The organism is Mesorhizobium sp. M1A.F.Ca.IN.022.07.1.1 (assembly GCF_003997575.1).
Classification (GTDB): domain Bacteria; phylum Pseudomonadota; class Alphaproteobacteria; order Rhizobiales; family Rhizobiaceae; genus Mesorhizobium.
On record NZ_RZST01000442.1, the window covers coordinates 1 to 4,001 of the forward strand.

Sequence of the window (4,001 nt, forward strand, 5' to 3'; positions counted from 1 at the left end):
CCAGATCTGGGAGCAGGCAGGTTTTGCCGCCGCTTCGATCGGCACGACCGGCGTGGTGGCGCCGGGCCGCAACGAATATGGCTCATTGACTACGCCCGATCCGGTCGCGCTGCACGAGTTGCTCAAGGAACTGACGGAGGCAGGGGTAACGCACGCCTCGATGGAGGCTTCCAGCCATGGTCTCGACCAGCGTCGGCTCGACGGCGTCAAACTGGCCGCCGGCGGCTTTACCAATCTCGGCCGCGACCACATGGATTACCATCCGACGGTTGAGGATTATCACCGTGCCAAGCTGCGTCTGTTCGACACGCTGCTGCCGAAGGGGGCGCCGGCCGTGATCTTCGCCGACGATCCCTGGTCGCAGCCGACGGTTGATGCCGCGCGGGCAGCGGGCCTCAATGTTCTGACCGTCGGCCGACACGGCGAATTCCTGACGCTGAAGCGCGTCGAGCATGAGCGGCGGCGCCAGCGTGCCGAGGTGGAGGCCGATGGTGTGCTTCACGAGATCGACCTGCCGTTGGCAGGTGATTTCCAGATCGCCAACGCGCTGGTTTCGGCCGGCCTCGCCATCTCGACTGGAACATCCGTTGATAAGGCCTTGGCCGCATTGGAGAAACTCGAAGGTGCGCCGGGCCGCCTCGACCTTGTGGGCACGACGGCCGCCGGCGCTCCGGTCTATGTCGACTACGCGCACAAGCCCGACGCATTGGAAAATGTCCTGACCTCGGTTCGTCCGTTCACCACGGGCCGGGTCGTTGTCGTCTTCGGCTGTGGCGGCGACCGCGATCGCGGCAAGCGGCCGATCATGGGCGAGATCGCGACCCGGCTCGCCGATGTCGTCATCGTCACCGACGATAATCCGCGCACGGAAATCCCCGAAACCATCCGCGCGGCAATCCTTGCCGCGGCGCCCGGCGCCATCGAGATCGGCGACCGCCGCAAAGCGATCCACGAGGCCGTCGCCATGCTCCATGCCGGCGATACGCTGATCGTCGCCGGCAAGGGGCATGAGGAAGGCCAGACGATCGGCACCGAAACCTTCCACTTTTCCGATCACGAGGAAGTGCGCGAGGCGCTCCAGGAGCGCGCCGCATGAGCTTGCTGTGGACGTCGCAAGCGCTTGTCGAGGCCATGGGCGGCAGGCCGATCGGCTCGCTGCCGGAAGGCATCACCGGCATTTCGATCGACAGCCGCAGCCTCGAGCCGGGCAACGCCTTCTTCGCCATCAAGGGCGAGACGATGGACGGCCACGATTTCGCAACCGCTGCAGTGAAGGCGGGCGCTGCGGTGCTGGTGGTGGCCGAGGGCAAGCTGCCGTCCCTTGGCCGGCTGACGGCGCCGATGATCGTCGTGCAGGATGTGCTTGCGGCGCTGGAAAAGCTCGGCATTGCGGCGCGCGCTCGCTCACGGGCCAAGATCATCGCGGTGACCGGCTCTGCGGGCAAGACGACCACAAAGGAAGCGCTGCGCCATGTGCTGTCGGCGGTCGGCAAGGTGCACGCCTCGGCGCAGTCGTTTAACAATCACTGGGGCGTGCCACTTACCTTGGCGCGCATGCCCGCAGACTGCGACTACGCGATCTTCGAGATCGGCATGAATCATCCGGGCGAGATAAGGCCGCTGGTCAAGATGGTGAGGCCGCATGTCGCGATCGTCACGCTGATCGCGGCCGCCCATCTCGGCTTCTTCAAGAATCTCGACGAGATCGCCATGGCCAAGGCCGAGATTTTCGAGGGCATAGAGGCCGGCGGCGCCGCGCTGCTCAATCGCGACGATCCGCGTTGGAAGCTGCTCGGGAAAGTGGCCAAGGATGCAGGTGTCGAGCATGTCTTCGGCTTCGGCGAGAACGCCCGCTCGGCCTTTCGTCTTGTTGGCTGCGACCTTTATGCCGATCACTCCGATATCGCGGTCAAGATCGGCAAGAGGGACGTGACGGCCCGTGTGGGGGCGCCCGGCCGCCACATCGTGCAGAATGTGCTGGCGGTGCTTGGCGCCGCGCAACTGGTCGGCGCCGATCTCGACAAGGTCGCGGCGGCGCTCGCCGATCTTTCGGCCGAGCGCGGGCGCGGCCGGCGCCACATTTTGCGCCATCCGAACGGTCCGATCACGCTGATCGACGAGAGCTACAATGCCAATCCAGCGTCGATGGCGGCAGCCATGGCGCTGCTCAACGCCACGCCGGTATCGGGCGAGGGCAGGCGCATCGCCGTGCTTGGCGACATGCTGGAACTCGGCAGCCATTCGGCGAAGCTCCACGCGGCCCTTGCCGAACTTATTGTCGGCACAGAAACGCGTAAGGTCTTTCTCGGCGGCCCGGAGATGCGGGCACTGGCCGAGGTTTTGCCTTCGGATGTCGAAACCGAGTACCGGCCAGGAGCCGAAGAGCTGAAGCCCGTCGTCATGTCGGCGATCAGGCCGGGCGACGTGGTGATGGTCAAGTCGTCGAAAGGCATCGGCTTTTCAAAGCTGGTCGAGGCATTGCTCGGCAAATTTCCGGCGGAAGCCGCAACCATTGAACCGACCTGAGGTCGGGATCCGGGGGACCGATGCTCACTTTACTCGTTGATTTCGCGGACAAGATCTCGGCCTTCAATGTCTTCCGCTACATCACCTTTCGCACCGGCGGTGCGCTGATCACTTCGGCGCTGATCGTCTTCATATTCGGACCGACCATCATCAATTCGCTGCGGCTTCGCCAGGGCAAGGGGCAGCCGATCCGCGCCGACGGACCGCAGACGCATTTCAAGAAGGCCGGAACGCCGACGATGGGCGGGCTGATGATCCTGTCCGGCATCATCGGCTCCTCGCTTCTGTGGGCAAACCTCTCCAGCATCTATGTCTGGGTGGTGCTTTTGGTCACCGTCGGCTTCGGCTCGATCGGTTTCTACGACGACTATCTCAAGGTGACGAAACAGTCGCATCTGGGCTTCTCCGGCAAGGCGCGGCTGGCGATCGAATTCGTTGTCGCCGGCATCGCGGCCTGGGTGATCATGCATAACGGCCAGGCGCCGTTCTCGTCGTCGCTGACCTTCCCGTTCGCCAAGGAATTCCTGATCCATCTCGGCTGGTTCTTCGTGCCGTTCTCCTGCTTCGTGATCGTCGGCGCCGGCAATGCGGTGAACCTGACCGACGGTCTGGACGGGCTGGCGATCGTGCCGATCATGATCGCTGCGGCGTCGTTCGGCGTCATCGCCTATCTTTCCGGCAACGCGGTGTTCGCCGAGTATCTGCAGATCCATTTCGTTCCCGGCACCGGCGAACTGGCGGTCGTGCTGGGCGCCGTCATCGGCGCCGGCCTCGGCTTCCTGTGGTTCAACGCACCGCCGGCCGCAATCTTCATGGGCGACACCGGCTCGCTTGCCATGGGCGGCCTGATCGGCACCATCGCTGTCGCCACCAAGCACGAGATCGTGCTGGTCATTGTCGGCGGCCTGTTCGTGGTGGAGATCCTGTCGGTCATCATCCAGGTCGGCTATTTCAAGATGACCGGCAAGCGCGTCTTCCTGATGGCACCGATCCATCACCATTTCGAAAAGCTCGGCTGGACCGAAAGCCAGGTGGTGATCCGCTTCTGGATCATCGCCGTCATCCTGGCGCTGGTCGGCCTCTCCACCCTCAAGCTCAGATAGGATGCCCGCTTGATCGCCGCCGCTTCATTTGCAGGCAAACGCGTTTCGCTCTTCGGGCTCGGCGGGTCGGGGATTGCCACCGCGCATGCGCTGATCGCCGGCGGCGCCGAGATCCTCGCCCGGGACGACAATCCCGACAGCGTCGCCAAGGCAGCAGCCGCCGGGATCGCGACCGGCGACCTGCGCGGCGCCGACTGGTCGCGCTTTGCGGCCTTCGTCCTGTCGCCCGGTGTGCCGCTCACGCATCCGAAGCCGCACTGGACGGTGGAACTGGCGCGCGGCGCCGGCGTCGAGGTGATCGGCGATATCGAGCTGTTCTGCCGCGAGCGCATCCAGCGCGCGCCAGTTCCACCGTCCAGTGCGGCTTCGGAT

At 64.7% G+C, this 4,001-nt stretch carries 3 protein-coding genes and 1 pseudogene; all 4 read left to right on the forward strand.

The features are described from left to right. On the forward strand, positions 1-1,096 hold a 1,096-nt coding region (locus tag EOA75_RS29915), incomplete at its 5' end, for a UDP-N-acetylmuramoyl-L-alanyl-D-glutamate--2,6-diaminopimelate ligase (protein ID WP_127325840.1). Continuing rightward, a complete protein-coding gene (locus tag EOA75_RS29920; RefSeq protein ID WP_127325841.1) occupies positions 1,093-2,526 on the forward strand; it encodes a UDP-N-acetylmuramoylalanyl-D-glutamyl-2,6-diaminopimelate--D-alanyl-D-alanine ligase in 1,434 nt (477 codons plus the stop codon). The genes EOA75_RS29915 and EOA75_RS29920, both read left to right, overlap by 4 nt. Positions 2,527-2,546: 20 nt before the next feature. Further along, complete coding sequence (mraY, locus tag EOA75_RS29925) at positions 2,547-3,629, forward strand: phospho-N-acetylmuramoyl-pentapeptide-transferase (RefSeq protein ID WP_095802416.1); 1,083 nt, start codon at positions 2,547-2,549, stop codon at positions 3,627-3,629. Between the two features lie 9 nt (positions 3,630-3,638). Next, positions 3,639-4,001 (forward strand): annotated as a pseudogene (murD, locus tag EOA75_RS29930) (UDP-N-acetylmuramoyl-L-alanine--D-glutamate ligase); the annotation flags it as partial.